Genomic DNA, 14,560 nt, shown 5'->3' with positions numbered 1-14,560 from the left:
TCCCCTACTTGCCGCGGCGAAGGTCGGCGCCGAGGTCCAGGTCCTCGACGCGCACGGGCAGGGACGTTTCCAGGGACCGGTTGCCGGCAATGCCCACGGACACCGAGCGCAGCCCGTCCAGGTAGCCGGAGGGACGGCCCAGCGGGTCCTCGCCGGGCCCGTTGAAGAGGTCCGAGAGCAGGAGTTCGTCACCGCCGCCGTGGCCGCCTTCACCGTTGACGATCGGCACCTCGTAGGCAGCCTCCCAGTGGCGCTGGACCACCAGCCGCTCGCCGTTGCGGCGCACCGCGTCTTCCTCCTCCACCGGGGTGGCACTCGGGTCCACCACGGTCTTCTGGTCGGTGCTGTGCAGGACGGCGGCGCGTTCCACCACCTCCAGCTCCGCCCGGCCCTCGGTGCCGTTGACCGCCACCCGGTAACCCTCCCAGGGGCTGTGGGCGTTCAGCGAATAGCTCAGGCGCGGGCCGCCCTGGTACTCCACCACCAGCGCCAGGTTGTCCTCAATGGTGATTCCTGCGGTGAAGACGTCCTGGTCGCGGCGGTAGCCGTCGTAGTGTTCGTTATCGAGGAAGAGGGCCTTGAGCCGTTCGTCCTCCCTCAGGTCCAGGGCGAAGGGATCCTTCCCGCCCACGGGGGCACCGGCGTCGGGCGTTCCGCGTTCGGGGCGGGGTCCAAGGCCGCGCTCTGCGGCGTTCCTGTCGCCATAGAACTTCAGGCCGCCGGAGGCAAAGACCCGCTCAGGGACGTCGTCGATCCACCAGTTGACCAGGTCGAAGTGGTGGGAGGCCTTATGGATGAGCAGCCCACCGGAGTTCTTCTTCTCCCGGTGCCACCGGCGGAAGTAGTCCGCGCCGTGCACCGTGTCCAGGACCCAGCTGAAGTCGACGGAGGTGACCTTGCCGATCACGCCGCTCTGGATGATCTCCTTGAGGGCGCTGTTGCGCGGCGAGTAGCGATAGTTGAACGTGACCACCACGTTGCGGCCTGTCTCGTGGACGGCCTGGACAATGCGGCGGCAGCTCTCGGCGTCAATGGTCAGGGGCTTTTCGACGACGACGTCCGCACCGGCCCGGAGCCCCTCCACAATGTAGTCGGCATGGGTGTAATCGGGCGTGGTGACGATGACCCGGTCAATGGCGTTGGCCTCGATGAAGGCGGTGAGCTCGGCTGGATCGAACGAAGCCACGGGCCCCGGCGCGCCCAGTTCCTGGATGAGCTTCTGGTAGAACTCCACGCGCCCCGGGTTCACGTCCGAAAAAGCCACCAGTTCGGCGGTGTCCGCGTGCTTGCCATAGATGGCGCGGATGTACATCTCGGAGCGTCCGCCGGTGCCGATAAGGGCGATCCGGGCTTTTTGCCCATCGCGCCGACGCGCGGATGGGGCGGCGGCCGGAGTGGTCTCGGCTGTATTGACCATGGGGGGTCCTTTCGAAAGCTCATGGGCGGGCCGTTGAACGCTCCCCGCGGGACGGGGTGGCGCTGAGGCAGACCGCCCCAGAAAGCGTTTTCTCACGTCTCTATAGAAGTTGTATCAAGACGGCGGCGGATCAGTCAACCACTCCAGCACTGGAAGAAAGCGTTTTCCAGCGGCTGCAGCTTGCGCCTCGCGGCCCGCACCGGAAAATCACCGGGAAAGGCAAGGGAAATCGTTTTCGCGGCTCCGTATATGCTTTCTTTCAAAGCACCCGCAGCAGGGCCGGGCCACCACCGGACAGCAACAGTTCGCGGCGGCGCCGGCCGGGCGGCAAGGAAGAGGGGTTCCCATGGCCAGGAAATCGGCAAGCGGCCGGATCGGCATCGCTGACGTCGCCGCCAAGGCGGGGGTTTCCCATGCCACCGTTTCGCGTGTCATGAACGGCAACTTCACAGTGGATCCGGACATCGCGGCCCGGGTCCGGGCGGCAGCTGCGGAACTCAAGTACCAGCCCAACCCGGTGGGCCGGAGCCTTGCCCTCGGAAAGACGGACACTATCGGCATCGTGGTGCCGGACCTCGCCAACCCCACCTTCCAGGCGATCCTCCGGGGCCTGAGCCGGGCGGCAGCGCAGGATGGCTACCGGGTGCTCATCGCCGATTCATTCGAAGTGTCCAGCGAGGAATCGATCCTGGCCGGCGAGGCCCGCAGGCGCTGTGACGGACTGGTCCTGTGCGCTCCGCGCATGACCGATGCGGAGCTCGAGGAGATCGTCCCCTCACTCCACCCGCTCGTGCTGATCAACCGCACCACAGCCGCCCCGGACGTGCCCAGCCTGGTGGTGGACTACGGCCAGGGCGTCCAGGACATCGCGGGGCACCTGGTGGAACTGGGCCACACCCGCCTGGCCTTCCTCGCCGGGCCGCCCCACAGCGCCTCCAACGACCTGCGGCTCAAAGGCTTGGAGACGTTCAAGGCCGCCCACCCCGAGGTGGAGGTGACCATGCTGGACGGTGGCTCGGACTTCGACACCGGGCACGAGGCAGTGGATGCCGTACTGGCTAGCGGGGCCACCGGAATCCTTGCCTTCAACGACCTCGTGGCCATGGGCCTGATGAGCGGCCTCCATGAACGTGGCCTGGACGTCCCCGGCGACATCTCGGTAACGGGCTTCGATGACATTCCCTTCGCCAGATATACGACGCCGGCACTCACCACCGGCGCGGTCCCCATCACCGAACTGGGAGAGCAGGCCTGGCAGCAGCTCCGGGCGCTGATCCGCAAGGAGGCGACCGGGACCCCCGGCGGCCGCTACCAGCCGCGGCTCGAAGTCCGGGCCAGCACGGGCCCCGCCAAGGCACCCCGCAGCACGGTCCACGGCTAAGGCTCCCTAGGCGCCCGGCGGCACCGAGAGCGTGGAGGTCCGGATTCCGGCACGCTCCTTTGCGCATTACGACGGCGGCTGGCAGTTTGAGCGCGGCACTTTCCGGATCCTGGTGGGCAGGCACTCCGGGGACGACTTCCAGGAACTGGAAATCGAGGTCCGCTAGCCCGCGGGGCGGGGCTGGGCAGGGTGATCCCTGCCCAGCCCCGCTTCTTTGTAGAATCCCTCGATATGGGCAGCTACCAGCTGGGCTGCCCGGCGGCCGTCGCCCTCCTTGACCGCGGCGAGGATGGCATGGTGCTCGGTGCGCAGGCGCGAGGCTGTGGCGTTCCAGTCCGGCAGGTTTCCGGTCAGGCCGGCCGCGTACCCCTGGATGGATTCGCGCAGCGATCCCATCATGGCGCTGACCACCGCATTGCCCGCCGCGTTGGCCAGGGCCAAATGGAACCGGACATCGAGGGCCAGGAAGTCATCCACGGACAGGCCCCCGGGCGAATCCATCGCCGCGAGGAGCGTGGCCGCCTCTTCCAGCTCCGCCGCATCCGGGCGCGCCTGGGCGGCAGCCCAGGACTCCAGGAGGACCCTGGTTTCCACGATGTCTGCCACCGGCAGGTGCTGCGTGGCCACATGGAGCCGAAGGGCCGAACCAAGGGCCGCGGCAGGGTCTGAGATCACTACCGTCCCGGCGTCCGGACCGGAACCGACACCGGACCGCACAACGCCCATGGCTTCCAGGATCCGGATGGCCTCGCGTACCGAGGTCCTGGAGACCTGGAGCTGTTCGGCCAGCGTGCGCTCCGCCGGGAGCCGGCCGCCGACGGCCAGGTCGCCGGCTGAGAGCCTGTCCTCGATCCAGTGCAGGACCAACTGGTGGGTGCGCATAGGCCAATGGTACTTGATGTGGTTGGACCACATGCCCTAGAGTGTGGTTGGACCATAGGAGGAGCCATGACCCACACCATTCAGCCCAACAATCCGGAAGCCACCCCGGCGCCGGATGCCACGGATATTCCCGCAGCACCGGCACCTGCCAGGGCTCCGTCGTCGTCCGCCCTGCCTGCCGCCCTCAAGCGGCGCGTCCCCAAGTACTCGGACCTGGCGCCCCTGATGCAGTTCAAGAAGCCGGAATTCAGCAAGGCGGCCCGGCTGCAGCGGGCCAGCACCATCTGGGAGCTCCGCGACATCGCCAAACGGCGCACCCCCAAGGCGCCGTTTGACTACACGGATGGTGCCGCGGAGGAGGAGATCACCCTCCGCCGCGCCCGCCAGGCGTTCCTGGACATCGAGTTCCGGCCCGGCATCCTCCGGAACGTCTCCAGCATCGACCTCGGCACCGACATCCTGGGCAAGCCGTCCCGCCTCCCCGTCGGCATCGCCCCCACCGGTTTCACCCGGATGATGCAGTCCGAGGGCGAGTACGCCGGATCGCAGGCGGCCGAAGCCGCCGGCATCCCCTACACGCTGTCCACCATGGGCACCGCCTCGATCGAGGATGTGGCCGACGCCGCCCCGAACGGCAGGAACTGGTTCCAGCTGTACCTGTGGACGGACCGGGACCGCTCGCTGGAACTGATCGAGCGTGCCGCCAAAGCCGGCAACGACACCCTCATGGTCACCGTGGACACCGCCGTGGCAGGCGCGCGCCTCCGCGACGTCCGGAACGGCATGACCATCCCGCCTGCACTGACCCTCAAAACCGTGCTGGACGCCTCCTACAGGCCCGCCTGGTGGTTCAACTTCCTCACCCACGAGCCCCTGACGTTCGCCTCGCTGTCCCGCTATACCGGCACTGTCGCGGACCTCATCAACTCCATGTTCGACCCAACGCTGACGTTCGGGGACCTGGACTGGCTGCGCGAAACCTGGAAGGGCAAGCTGGTGGTTAAGGGCATCCAGACCGTCGAGGATGCCCGCCGCGTGGTGGACCACGGCGCCGACGGCGTGGTCCTGTCCAACCACGGCGGCCGCCAGCTGGACCGGGCCCCCATCCCGTTCCACCTGCTCCCCGAGGTCAGGCAGGCCTTCACCGCTGACAACAGTGATGCCGCCATCATGCTGGACACCGGCATCATGAGCGGCGCGGACATCGTGGCGGCACTGGCACTGGGCGCCGACTTCACGTTGATCGGCCGCGCGTACCTCTACGGGCTGATGGCAGGCGGACGCGCGGGTGTGGACCGGACCCTGCAGATCCTTGAAAAGGACATGGCCCGCACCATGGCGCTGCTGGGTGTCAGCCGGATTTCCGAGCTCACCCCGGACCACGTGCGGCTGCTCCCCCGTTAAGTCCTACTTCTTGCGCCCGAATTTCGGCAGGGTGGGGAGGTTGGCCAGCAGGTCGGCTGCCTTGGTGGCGGCGCGGCCAACGGTCCGGCCGATTTGCTGCGGCACGGTGTCGTCGCTCAACGGGGCGGCCGTACCGCCGGGAATGACGACGGCGGGGCTCAGCTCTGCGCCTTCCCTCACCAGGACGGGCGCAGGAATGTCTTCCCGGGCCGGCTGCGAAGGCGCGGCAGCCCTCGCGGCCTGCGGCAGCGGGGCCACCGCTGCCGCGACGCTTTCCTGCAGGTGGGCCGGGACCGGCTGGCCGGCGGCCACCCGGCCGGGTCCCTCCGGTGAGGCTGCGCTACTGCCGCCAGTGCCGACGTCGAATGTCTCCAGCCAGCTGGCGATGCCCTCCAAAGGGCCCCGGTTCAGGGCGTAGTAGCGCTTCTGGCCCTGCGCGCGCATACTGACCAGCTGCGCTTCACGGAGGACTTTCAGGTGCTTGGAAATGGTGGGCTGGCTCGCCGCCAGTTCCTCCACCAGTTCCCCCACGGCTTTGTCGCCTGCCCGAAGCGCCACCAGGATATCCCGCCGGGTGGATTCCGCTATGACGGCAAATACGTCGTCTGTCACCATGCCTCCCACCCTAGCGACATATACGTCTAAAGGCATCAACTATTTCGGCGGCACAGGTTTCCGGACGGACTAGTCGAACCAGGGGTCCAGCCCGTGCAGCGGGAACACTGCCTTGCGGGTTGCCATGACGGTGCGGTCCACCGCGTCATTGGGGTCGAAGCCCACTTCCCAGGACCGCCACCAGAGCTCCACGTCGTCCCCCATGAGGCTTGGCGCCTCCCTGCCGAACTTCTCCATTACGTACTGCCGCCACTCCGCCGGCACAGGGGTCCGCAGCGGCACCGGACGTCCCGCCGCGATGGCCACCAGGTGGCTCCAGGCCCGCGGCACCACATCCAGCACGTTGTAGCCTCCGCCGCCGGTGGCAATCCAGCGTCCGCCGCAGTAGCGCTCGGCCAGATTCCCGACGGCGCTGGCCGCCTCGCGTTGCCCGTCCACGCTGAGGTTGAGGTGCGTGAGGGGGTCGTTGCGGTGCGAATCGCACCCGTGCTGGCTGACGATCACCTCCGGTTCGAAGGCCCCCACCAGCTGGGGCACCACCGCGTAGAAGGCGCGCAGCCAGCCGGCATCGGAGGTACCAGCCGGCAGGGCGACGTTCACCGCCGTCCCTTCCGCAGCCGGACCGCCGGTTTCATTGGCGAACCCGGTCCCCGGAAAGAGGGTCAGCCCCGTCTCATGCAGCGAGATCGTGAGGACCCGCGGTTCGTCCCAGAAGATGTTCTGCGTGCCGTCCCCGTGGTGGGCGTCGACGTCGATGTAGGCCACCTTGCCCACGCCGCCGTCAAGCAGCTTTTGCACGGCAAGGGCGGCGTCGTTGTAGATGCAGAATCCGCTGGCGCGCTCCCGGGCCGCGTGGTGCATGCCGCCACCGAAGTTCACTGCATGCAGGGCCGATCCTTCCAGCAGGCGCTGGGCGGCCAGCAGCGAGCCGCCGGCCAGGCGGGCCGCGGCCTCGTGCATGCCGGCAAACGCGGGGTCGTCCTCGGTTCCCAGCCCGCGTGATTCGTCGGGCCGGGTTGGGTCCGCACTGACCCTGCGGACGGCTGCCACGTAGTCGGCCGAGTGGACGGACTCCAGCTCCGCGTCGGATGCCACCTCCGGCGCCGCGAGGTCAACATGGTCCAGGTCGAAGAGCCCCAGGCTGCGTGAGAGGCGCGCCGTAAGGTCCATTCGCTCCGGTGCCATGGGGTGGCCGGGGCCGAAGTTGTAGGCTGTCATGTCAGGACTCCACGCCACCATCGTTGGCGGCGCGGGCTGGCGGAGTCCGGGCAGGTATGTCATCAATCATAGGCTACCCGAGCCTGCGCCGCCGCCGGCCCGGCCATGACGCGGGCTTTAGTGGTTTACTACTGAAGGAAGCCGTTTCAACCGAGGAAAAGCCACACATGACGCAAAGCCAGTCGAGGCCCCGGACGCCGGCCCCCTGGCACCCCCCGGCGCAGGACCGGGAGGGCCTCTGGATCTTCACCCGGCTGCGCGACTTCATTGACGACATCGCCAATACCTCCCCCGCACGGCTGGCACTGACTGCGTTCGCCGCCGTCTGCACACTCTTTACTTTCCTGCTCACCCTTCCGGTCTCTGCCGCCGACGGAACCCCCACCCCCATCCACCAGGCGCTGTTCACGGCGGTCTCGGCCGTCTGCGTCACGGGACTCACGGTGGTATCGACGGCGGTCCACTGGTCCTTCTTCGGCCAGCTGGTGATCCTGGTGGGTATCTTCATCGGCGGCTTGGGCACGTTGACCCTCGCCTCGCTGCTCGCCCTCATGGTGAGCAAGCGGCTGGGGGTGCGCGGCAAGATCATCGCCGCGGAATCCATGAACAACGCGGGCCGCCTGGGCGAAGTGGGCACCCTGCTGCGGATCGTCATCACGACATCAGTGGTCATCGAAGGCATCCTGGCGCTGACCTTGGTCCCGCGCTTCCTTATTTTGGGCGAGCCGTTCTGGCAGTCTGTCTGGCACGGCATCTTCTACGCCATTTCATCGTTCAACAACGCCGGTTTCACCCCCCATTCGGACGGCATCGTGCCCTACGAAACGGACCTGTGGATCCTCATCCCCCTGATGGTGGGCGTCTTCCTGGGCAGCCTGGGCTTTCCCGTGGTGATGGTGCTGCAGCAGAACGGGCTGAACTGGAAGAAATGGAACCTCCACACGAAGCTCACCATCCAGGTCTCACTCATCCTGCTCGCCGCGGGCACGTTCCTGTGGGCCCTGATGGAGTGGGACAACGCCCGGACCATCGGGCCGATGGGCCTCGGTGACAAGATCACCCACTCCCTGTTTGCATCGGTCATGACGCGGTCAGGTGGATTCAACCTGGTGGACCAGAACCACATGGAATCCACCACCAAGCTGCTGACCGACGCGCTGATGTTCGCCGGCGGCGGGTCGGCGTCGACGGCGGGCGGCATCAAGGTGACCACCATCGCCGTGATGTTCCTGGCCATCGTTGCCGAGGCCCGCGGCGATGCCGACGTGAAGGTGTACGGCCGGACCATTCCGCAGGGCACCATGCGGGTGGCCATCTCCGTGATCGTTGCCGGTGCCACCCTGGTTTCCGTCTCCGCGTTCCTGCTCCTGCAGTTCAGCGGCGCGTCACTGGACCGGGTGCTGTTCGAGACGATCTCGGCCTTCGCCACCGTTGGCCTGAGCACCGGCCTCAGCGCCGAGGTGCCCCCCGAGGGCGTCTACGTCCTCACGGCCCTGATGTTCGCCGGCCGCGTGGGCACCGTAACCCTCGCCGCCGCCCTGGCCCTGCGCCAGCGCAGCCAGCTGTACCACTACCCCGAAGAGAGGCCGATCATTGGCTAGTTCCACAGACGCCCCCCGGCGCCCCGCCCACAACGCTCCGGTCCTGGTGATCGGGCTGGGCCGCTTTGGATCATCCACCGCGGAGCAGCTGGTCAAGCAGGGCCGGGAAGTGCTCGCCATCGAACGGGACCGGAACCTGGTGCAGAAATGGGCACCCCTCCTGACCCACGTGGTGGAGGCCGACGCCACCAATATTGATGCCCTCCGCCAGCTCGGCGCCCAGGAGTTCAGCTCCGCCGTGGTCGGCGTGGGAACCTCCATCGAGTCCTCGGTACTGATCACCGTGAACCTGGTGGACCTGGGCATCGAGCACCTCTGGGTCAAGGCCATCACCCCGTCGCATGGCAAGATCCTGACCCGGATCGGCGCGAACCACGTCATCTACCCCGAGGCCGACGCCGGAGTCCGCGCCGCGCACCTGGTGTCCGGCCGGATGCTGGACTTCATCGAGTTCGACGACGACTTCGCCATCGTGAAAATGTACCCGCCGCGTGAAACCGTGGGCTTCACCCTGGACGAGTCAAAGGTCCGCTCCAAGTACGGGGTGACCATTGTGGGAGTGAAGTCCCCGGGTGAAGATTTCACGTACGCCCGACCCGAGACCAAGGTGTCCTCCCGGGACATGCTCATTGTCTCCGGCCACGTGGACCTGCTGGAGCGGTTCGCCGCCCGGCCTTAGTCCGTCCGCTAGCCGAGCTGCTTGGTGATTTCCGCTGCCCGGTCGGCTGCCGCGCGTGCGCCGGCGGCGATGATTGCCGGGATGCCCTGTTCGTCGAAGGTGGCGATGGCGCGTTCTGTGGTGCCGTTGGGGCTCGTGACGGCCTTGCGCAGGGCTGCGGGGTCGGCGCCGGGTTCGGCCAGCATGAGGCCGGCACCGGCCACGGTTTCGCGGGCCAGCAGGAGGGAAAGCTCGCGGTCCAGGCCCAGTTCCTCCCCTGCCGCGGCCATGGCCTCGGCCAGATAGAAGGCGTAGGCGGGACCGGAGCCGCTGATGGCCGAGAGCGCGTCCACCTGCCCTTCGGGGACTTCCACGACGGTTCCGGCACCCTGCAGGAGGTCTTTGACCATTTGGAGCTGTTCAGGACTGCAGTGCGTGCCCGGCGAGACGGACACGACGCCGCGGCCCAGCTTGGCGGGAGTGTTGGGCATGGTGCGGATTACCGGCTGCCCCGCAGGGAGTGCGGCTTCCAGTTGGGCGATGGACACGGCCGCGGCCACGCTGACCACCACGGTTTCCGGTGACAGGGCGGGGCTGATTTCCTTCGCCAGGTCCGCGATGCCCACCGGCTTGACGCCGAGGATGACGACGGCGGACCCCTTGGCGGCCTGCTTGTTGTTGTCCGGTTCTTCCTCACCGGCAATGGCGGTGATCCCCTGGTAGCGCTCGGCCAGCTCCGAGGCGCGTTCCGCGCGGCGGACGGTGGCAACCACATCCCCCGGGTCCTTCCCTGCCTCCAGCAGGCCGCCAAGAATGGCTTCGTTCATGGATCCACAGCCAAGGAATGCGATTCGGTTGCTCATGCCTCCATCATTACAGTTCGCAGGCATTCACAGGCAACTCCCATCCTCAGCGCAGGCAGCACACAACTTGGCGTCCTAACGTAGTTATTACCTCATTGAGGGTGCGAGTGATGCGGCAGGCATGGGGATGTCTGCCAGGGCACCGGTGGCACGGCAACAGGTTTTCCCCCATTTTCCTGTTGCCGGCCCCGGTGCTTCCGCGTTTAACGGCCAGCTCCTTTGGCGCCCCGGCGTCAAGGGTGCGTCAAGGGCTAGACAGTTGCCTCCACGGTGCGGGAGCCAGCCACGTGGGGTGCCGGCTCCAGGGGTCCGTCAAAGACCAATTGGTCAAGGCGCCGCAGGATCAGCCCTTCACGCAGCGCCCACGGGCAGATGCGGAGCTTCTTGAACTTGAACATCTCCAGGGCTGCCTCGGCCACCAACGCGCCCGCAAGGACCTGGCGTGCCCTGGCCTCGGAGACTCCGGGAAGGTGCAGGCGGTCTTCCGAACTCATGGCCGAGATCCGCTGCGTCCAGATTCCCAGGTCCGAGGCGTGCAGTTCCCTCTTGACGTAGGGTCCTTCCGCACTGGGTGCGGCACCGGCGATCCGGGCCAGGGACCGGAACGTCTTGGAGGTGCCGGCCACCACGTTGGCCCGGCCCAGGCCGTCGAATTCGCGGACGGCAGGCTTGAGGGTGGCCCTGATATAGCGCCGCAGTTCCTTGACGCTCTTAGCGGTCGGCGGGTCCTCGGGCAGCCAGTCCCGGGTTAGCCGGCTGGCGCCCAGTGGCACGGAAGTCGCCACCTCGGGAAGTTCGTCCTGGCCAAACGCCATTTCGAAGGAGCCGCCGCCGATGTCCAGGTTCAGGATGGGCCCGGCGCCCCACCCGTGCCAGCGCCTGACCGCGAAGAACGTCATGGACGCCTCTTCGCTGCCGCTCAGTTCCTGCAGGGTCACCGTGGTCTCGTCCTTGACCCTGGCCAGGACGGCGGGCCCGTTGGTGGCCTCCCGGATCGCTGAGGTACAGAAAGCCAGGAGGTCCTCTGCCTTGTGCCGGGCCGCGAATTCCCAGGCTTCCAGCACAAAGTCCGTGAGCTCCCGCTGGCCCTCATCGCTGATGCTGCCGTCCGGTTCAAGGTATTGGACCAGGGACAGCGGCCGTTTGTGGGAAGCGAACGGGACCGGCTGGGCGCCCGGGTGGGCATCCACCAGGAGCAGGTGGACGGTGTTGGACCCGATATCGAGGACGCCTAGACGCATGGGGACATTATTGCTCGTCGGCGCGCTTGAAGTCGCGCCTGATGTTGGCAACACCCTCGGGGTTGATTTCGAAACCGTAGGCCGCGCCCGGGTTGATCACCATGCCCAGTTCGTCGCCGATGTTGGCGATGATGGCAGCGCCCTGCGTGCCCAGGACGTTGGGAGCGGCTTCCAGGTACTGCTGGTCCACCCTGCTGGGGTGCGAGAAGACGGCCAGGACGGGGTCGCCGTCGGCATTGGCGAGAACCAGGGGCTCCACCTGGGAGTCCACGCCCTCCACCGTGTCCGAGCTGATGATGTAGACCTCGCTGTTGAGGAACGACAGGATGACGTCCACAGGGTCTGCGTCCGGCTGGCCACCGGTGGCGAGCTTCTCCTCGAGGTCGTTGAGCGGCTGGAGGTCCGTGTGCGCGGGCTGTTCAGTCATTCCCCTAGCCGATCACGATACTGTGGCCGGCGCAAACGCGCCGGCCACTTGGTTACTTCTTGGCCGTGGCCTTTTTCTTGGCCGGAGCCTTGCGGGTGGTGGTCCGCTTGACCGGTCCCTTGGCGCGCTTCTCGGCGAGCAGTTCCACGGCCTGTTCCCGCGTGAGTTCCTCGAGGGACGTGGCACGGGGAACCGTGATGTTGGTGATGCCGTCCGTGATGTAGGGCCCAAACCGGCCTTCCTTCACCACGATGTTCTTCTCGGACACCGGGTCCGGGCCGAACTCGGCCAGCGGTGGCACCGCGGCGCGGGCGCCGCGCTGCTTGGGCTGCGAGTAGATCTCCAGCGCCTGTTCCAGGGTGATCGTGAAGATTTCCTCTTCGGAGCCGATGGAGCGTGAGTCCGTCCCCTTCTTCAGGTAGGGGCCGAACCGGCCGTTCTGGACCGTGATGAGGTTGCCTTCCGCGTCCTCCCCCAGTGCCCTGGGCAGGCTCATGAGCTGCAGCGCCTCGTCCAGGGTGACGGATTCAACCGTCATGGACTTGAAGAGCGAACCGGTGCGCGGCTTGGCCTTGACCGGCTTTTTCGGCGGCTTGGGCTTGCCGTTCTTGTAGTACTCCACCGGCTGGTTGGCCAGTTCCTCGTCGGTCATTTCCGGGATGATCTCGGTGACGTAGGCGCCGTAGCGGCCATTCTTGGCCACCACGGTGTGTCCGGTGTGCGGATCCGCGCCGAGCACGCGTTCCTCGGGCGCCGCCGTCTCCATCAGTTCGATGGCCTTGGCCGCGGTCAGTTCGTCCGGGGCCAGGTCCTCGGGGACGTTGGCACGCGCCGATTCGACGATCTCGCCCGTCTTCGGGTCCACCACGGCGGCAGAGCTTTCCAGGTAAGGGCCGAACTTGCCCACCCGGAGCGTGATCTCGTCGGTGATCGGGATGGAGTTGATCTCCCGGGCATCGATCTCGCCCAGGTTGTTGACGATGCTCAGCAGGCCCGGATCGGAATCCTCGCCGAAGTAGAAGTGACGCAGCCAGGAGGCGCCGGCTTCCTGGCCGTTGGCGATCTTGTCCAGGTCGCCTTCCATGTCGGCGGTGAACTCGTAATCCACGTAATCGGAGAAGTGCTGTTCCAGTAGCCGGATCACGGAGAAGGCGATCCAGCTGGGCACCAGGGCCGAGCCTTGCTTACGGACGTAGCCGCGGTCCTGGATCGTGGAGATGGTGGAGGCGTACGTGGACGGGCGGCCGATGCCCTTCTTCTCCAGCTCCGCGGTCAGCGAGGCTTCCGTGTAGCGCGGCGGCGGGGAGGTCTCGTGGCCCACGGCCTGGATGTCAGAAGCCGTGAGCGAGTCGTCCTTGGCCACGTTGGGCAGCCGCCGGGCTTCGTCGGAGTCGTCGTCGCCGCGGGTCTCGTCCTTGCCTTCCTCGTAGGCGGCGAGGAAGCCGGGGAACGTGATCACGGTGCCGGAGGCGGAGAACTCTGCGTCCCGGCCGTCGGCGGACACCGCGCCGAGGCGGATGGTGGCGGTCGAGCCCTTGGCGTCGCCCATCTGGGAGGCGACCGTACGCTTCCAGATGAGTTCGTACAGGCGGAACTCGTCGCCGGAGAGCTGCTTCGCCACCTGGGCAGGGGTGCGGAAGGAGTCACCGGCGGGGCGGATGGCCTCGTGTGCTTCCTGTGCGTTGGCGGCCTTGTTGGAGTAGACGCGCGGCGACTGCGGAATGTACTCGGGACCGTACAGTTCGGAGGCCTGGCGGCGGGCCGCCGTGACGGCCTCGTCGCTCAGGGCGGAGGAGTCCGTACGCATATAGGTGATGTAGCCGTTTTCATACAGCCGCTGGGCGATCTGCATGGTGCTCTTGGAGGAGAAGCGCAGCTTGCGGCCGGCCTCCTGCTGCAGCGTTGAGGTGGTGAACGGCGCAGCCGGGCGGCGCGTGTACGGCTTGGTGTCCACCGAGCGGACCCGGAAGTCGGCGTTCTGCAGTCCGGCAGCCAGGGAGGTCGCCAGTTCCTCATTGAGGTGGGCCACGTTCCGGGAAGTGAGCTCGCCGTTGTCGTTGAAGTCGCGGCCCGTGGCCACCTTGGCGCCGTCCACGGCGGCAAGCTTGGCCTTGAAGGAGCCCGAATCCGCGCCGAACTGGCCGGTCAGGTCCCAGTAGGACGCGGCCTTGAAGGCCATGCGTTCGCGTTCGCGGTCCACCACCATGCGGGTGACCACCGACTGCACGCGGCCGGCGGAGAGGCCGCGGGCAACCTTGCGCCACAGGACGGGCGAGATTTCGTAGCCGTAGAGCCGGTCCAGCACGCGGCGGGTTTCCTGGGCGTCCACCAGGTCCTGGTCCACGTCGCGCAGGTTGCCCATGGCGCGCTGGATGGCTTCCTTGGTGATTTCGCCGAACGTCATCCGGTATACGGGGACCTTGGGCTTGAGCACCTCGAGCAGGTGCCACGCGATGGCTTCGCCTTCGCGGTCCCCATCGGTTGCGAGATAGAGTTCGTCGGCATCCTTGAGGGCGGCCTTGAGCTCGGTGACCTTTTTCTTCTTGTCCGGGGACACCACGTAGTACGGCTTGAAGTCGTGGTCAATGTCGACGGCGAACTTCCCGACGGAGGTTTTCTTCAGCTCGGCGGGGAGTTCGGACGGCTGCGGCAGGTCGCGGATGTGACCGATGGAGGCCTCTACGATGAAGCCCTCGCCGAGGTACTTGGCGATGGTCTTGCTCTTGGCCGGAGACTCCACAATCACGAGTTTCTTGCCGGTTTTGGCCTTGCTTGGCACGGTGCTCCTACAGAAAAAGGTTGCTGGGGCAGATGAGCCCATGTTCGCCTAGTTCACCATATTTTGGGCAATCG

General features: G+C 66.9%; 12 protein-coding genes and 1 pseudogene. 5 read left to right on the top strand and 8 right to left on the bottom strand.

Translation table 11 applies throughout. The annotated features are described in order from the left end of the window. Positions 1-4: 4 nt before the first annotated feature. Complete coding sequence (locus AC1DIP_RS15175; RefSeq protein WP_477734210.1) at positions 5-1,417, bottom strand: Gfo/Idh/MocA family protein; 1,413 nt, start codon at positions 1,415-1,417, stop codon at positions 5-7. Positions 1,418-1,763: 346 nt separating this feature from the next. Between AC1DIP_RS15175 and AC1DIP_RS15170 the strand changes: the two genes are divergently transcribed. Both AC1DIP_RS15170 and AC1DIP_RS15165 read left to right on the top strand, forming a co-directional pair. After that, positions 1,764-2,798, top strand: coding sequence for a substrate-binding domain-containing protein (locus AC1DIP_RS15170; RefSeq protein ID WP_476207136.1), 1,035 nt, complete (start codon positions 1,764-1,766; stop codon positions 2,796-2,798). A 22-nt stretch (positions 2,799-2,820) separates the two neighbouring features. Next, positions 2,821-2,964: pseudogene (locus AC1DIP_RS15165) on the top strand (hypothetical protein); the annotation flags it as partial. Here AC1DIP_RS15165 and AC1DIP_RS15160 read toward each other — a convergent pair. After that, positions 2,961-3,680, bottom strand: coding sequence for a FadR/GntR family transcriptional regulator (locus tag AC1DIP_RS15160; protein ID WP_477734209.1), 720 nt, complete (start codon positions 3,678-3,680; stop codon positions 2,961-2,963). The pseudogene AC1DIP_RS15165 and the gene AC1DIP_RS15160 overlap by 4 nt on opposite strands. 66 nt (positions 3,681-3,746) lie before the next feature. Here AC1DIP_RS15160 and AC1DIP_RS15155 point away from each other — a divergent pair, with 66 nt between their 5' ends. Beyond that, on the top strand, positions 3,747-5,084 hold the full coding sequence (locus AC1DIP_RS15155; protein ID WP_477734208.1) for an alpha-hydroxy acid oxidase: 1,338 nt from the start codon (positions 3,747-3,749) through the stop codon (positions 5,082-5,084). Positions 5,085-5,087: 3 nt separating this feature from the next. Here the strand turns inward: AC1DIP_RS15155 and AC1DIP_RS15150 are convergent, their stop codons facing one another. Continuing rightward, a complete protein-coding gene (locus AC1DIP_RS15150) occupies positions 5,088-5,699 on the bottom strand; it encodes an ArsR/SmtB family transcription factor (protein WP_477734207.1) in 612 nt (203 codons plus the stop codon). Between the two features lie 69 nt (positions 5,700-5,768). Further along, entirely contained in the window at positions 5,769-6,980 is a 1,212-nt protein-coding gene (locus AC1DIP_RS15145; protein WP_477734206.1) for an acetoin utilization protein AcuC, read from the bottom strand. A 104-nt stretch (positions 6,981-7,084) separates the two neighbouring features. On the opposite strand from AC1DIP_RS15145, the gene AC1DIP_RS15140 reads away from it, so the two are divergent. Next, positions 7,085-8,518, top strand: coding sequence for a potassium transporter TrkG (locus tag AC1DIP_RS15140; RefSeq protein WP_476207149.1), 1,434 nt, complete (start codon positions 7,085-7,087; stop codon positions 8,516-8,518). Beyond that, a complete protein-coding gene (locus AC1DIP_RS15135; RefSeq protein WP_026265713.1) occupies positions 8,511-9,197 on the top strand; it encodes a potassium channel family protein in 687 nt (228 codons plus the stop codon). The genes AC1DIP_RS15140 and AC1DIP_RS15135 overlap by 8 nt, the downstream gene beginning before the upstream one ends. Before the next feature lie 8 nt (positions 9,198-9,205). Here AC1DIP_RS15135 and proC read toward each other — a convergent pair whose 3' ends face one another. The 4 genes from proC to topA all read right to left on the bottom strand — a co-directional run bounded on the left by proC (position 9,206) and on the right by topA (position 14,486). Further along, the gene (gene proC / locus AC1DIP_RS15130; protein WP_476207152.1) at positions 9,206-10,039 is read right to left on the bottom strand and encodes a pyrroline-5-carboxylate reductase; all 834 of its coding nucleotides are present in this window, start codon (positions 10,037-10,039) and stop codon (positions 9,206-9,208) included. A 251-nt stretch (positions 10,040-10,290) separates the two neighbouring features. Continuing rightward, on the bottom strand, positions 10,291-11,280 hold the full coding sequence (locus AC1DIP_RS15125) for a Ppx/GppA phosphatase family protein (protein ID WP_477734205.1): 990 nt from the start codon (positions 11,278-11,280) through the stop codon (positions 10,291-10,293). Positions 11,281-11,287: 7 nt separating this feature from the next. Then, positions 11,288-11,707 carry an SseB family protein gene (locus AC1DIP_RS15120; protein ID WP_141159392.1) on the bottom strand — a complete coding sequence of 140 codons (420 nt, stop codon included), beginning with the start codon at positions 11,705-11,707 and terminating at the stop codon, positions 11,288-11,290. Positions 11,708-11,759: 52 nt separating this feature from the next. Beyond that, positions 11,760-14,486 (bottom strand): type I DNA topoisomerase, encoded by a 2,727-nt coding sequence (gene topA / locus AC1DIP_RS15115; protein WP_476207155.1) that lies wholly within the window; start codon positions 14,484-14,486, stop codon positions 11,760-11,762. Between the last annotated feature and the right edge of the window lie 74 nt (positions 14,487-14,560).

It is taken from the genome of Pseudarthrobacter sp. 05T312 (genome assembly GCF_056396685.1).
The sequence above is the reverse complement of the archived record's forward strand: the minus strand, read 5'-3'. Positions and strand labels throughout refer to the sequence as shown.